This is a genomic window from Okeania sp. SIO2F4, from assembly GCF_010672385.1.
Taxonomy (GTDB): domain Bacteria; phylum Cyanobacteriota; class Cyanobacteriia; order Cyanobacteriales; family Microcoleaceae; genus Trichodesmium.
In genome coordinates this window covers 1-1,627 of record NZ_JAAHGT010001359.1, presented here as the reverse complement: position 1 = coordinate 1,627, position 1,627 = coordinate 1, and the positions used below count along the sequence as shown (strand labels likewise).

Sequence of the window (1,627 nt, the reverse complement as noted above, 5' to 3'; positions counted from 1 at the left end):
TTACAGCGAACTTTCCAAAGCTACAGCTACTACTCTATGATCTTCATCCTTGCTTAAATAACTCAAAGCTGCTTTCGCTTGGGGGTCGTCAAATTTTCTCAACCCTTGAGCAGCTCGCAACCGAATATTCCAAGATTCGGCACTGACAAAAGCTAATAGTTGCTGCAAAGCTTCGGTTTCTTTCTTTGTCCCCGCTAACGCACCTAAAGCACTAATAGCAACTTCCTGCACCGTCATATCTTCGCCAGCGATCGCGCACATACACACTTCATAGAGTGCTTCAGGAAATGGCATATCTATGAGAGGCGCGAGAATACTCCGACGCACTAACCAGTTGTCGTCTTGGCGGAATTTTTCTACCAAAAGAGGAATTGCCTCTTCACCAAATTTAGATAGGGAATTAGCTGCTTCTGCTCGCACATTGTAGTCTGTGTCATTTTTCATCATTTCCAGCAATATCCTAAAACCTTCAGGAGTACGTTTATTGCCTAATCCCATTGCTACAAATGAACGGACTAGAAATTCTGGGTCACCCTGTCTAGTTTTGAGGAGGGGAACTGCTACTTCACTTTCATACTTCCTTAACTCGGTCAGCGCTTTTAATCTCTCTTGAGAATCAGAGCTATTTAAGTATACCTGAATTTGGTTAATTTCCATGTTAAAGTTTGCTTAATTTTGTTTACGTTTCTTTACAAATACTAGCAACTAATCCCTGAATCTGGGATGATTAATTTCAGAAAAATACAAATATTGATCGGAAAGTCATTATGTCTGAAACTTTAGAAGTTAATACCGCAACACCAACAACCCAAGAACAAGAAATAGAGGAAGTAATCAAAGGATTAGAACAATATCGGGAACGCATTGTCAATGAAACTCTAGAACACGCCAAGAAAGTAAAAATATCCAAGGCCAAAGTAATGGCCAAGTTAGAACAACATCCAGAATTGTCCAAAATTGATGCAGCTCTCAATCAGTTACGTTCTGCCACGCAACATCAAACGGAACAACCTACAGCTTGATGGTGGAGTATCCAGTAGGTTGGGTTAAGCGACAGCGCAACCCAACAATAACCGTTGCATAGGATGCGAATTAGAATTGTCCCCTGGGAGAAAGAGGAAGTAAAAGTGGGATTTACCTGTTCGACTTAAAGATTCATCCCTTGATTGAGCAACACTCAATAATATCTATAAATTTCTGTTGGGTTTCGTTTCCTCAACCCAACCTACTACTGTTTCACTCCAGTAGGTTGGGTTAAGCGACAGCGCAACCCAACAATAACCGTTGCATAAGGGGACAATTCTCATCTAATTGGCACCTGGGAGAAAGAGGAAGTAAAAAATGGGATTTACCCGTTCGACAAAGATTGATTCCTTGATTCACCAACACTTAACAATACATATATGTCTGTTGGGTTTCGTTTCCTCAACCCAACCTACTACTGTTTCACTACAGTAGGTTGGGTGAAGCGACAGCGCAACCCAACAATAACCGTTGCATAGGATGCAAATTAGAATTGTCCCCTGGAAGAAAGAGGAAGTAAAAAATGGGATTTACCTGTTCGACAAAGATTCATCCCTTGATTGAGCAACACTCAATAATATCTATAAATTTCTGTTGGGTTTCG

Annotated in this window: 2 protein-coding genes; one reads left to right on the top strand and one right to left on the bottom strand. The window is 40.9% G+C overall.

The features are described 5' to 3' along the window. A complete protein-coding gene (locus F6K22_RS40405; RefSeq protein WP_293110742.1) occupies nt 1–657 on the bottom strand; it encodes a HEAT repeat domain-containing protein in 657 nt (218 codons plus the stop codon). Between the two features lie 110 nt (nt 658–767). Between F6K22_RS40405 and F6K22_RS40400 the strand changes: the two genes are divergently transcribed. Then, nucleotides 768–1,022 carry an acetyltransferase gene (locus F6K22_RS40400; RefSeq protein WP_293110740.1) on the top strand — a complete coding sequence of 85 codons (255 nt, stop codon included), beginning with the start codon at nt 768–770 and terminating at the stop codon, nt 1,020–1,022. The last annotated feature ends 605 nt before the right edge of the window (nt 1,023–1,627 follow it).

Bases quoted from the DNA above. Each gene is read 5' to 3' on its own strand.
- F6K22_RS40400 (WP_293110740.1), top strand. From the start codon at position 768: ATGTCTGAAACTTTAGAAGTTAATACCGCAACACCAACAACCCAAGAA.
- F6K22_RS40405 (WP_293110742.1), bottom strand. From the start codon at position 657: ATGGAAATTAACCAAATTCAGGTATACTTAAATAGCTCTGATTCTCAA.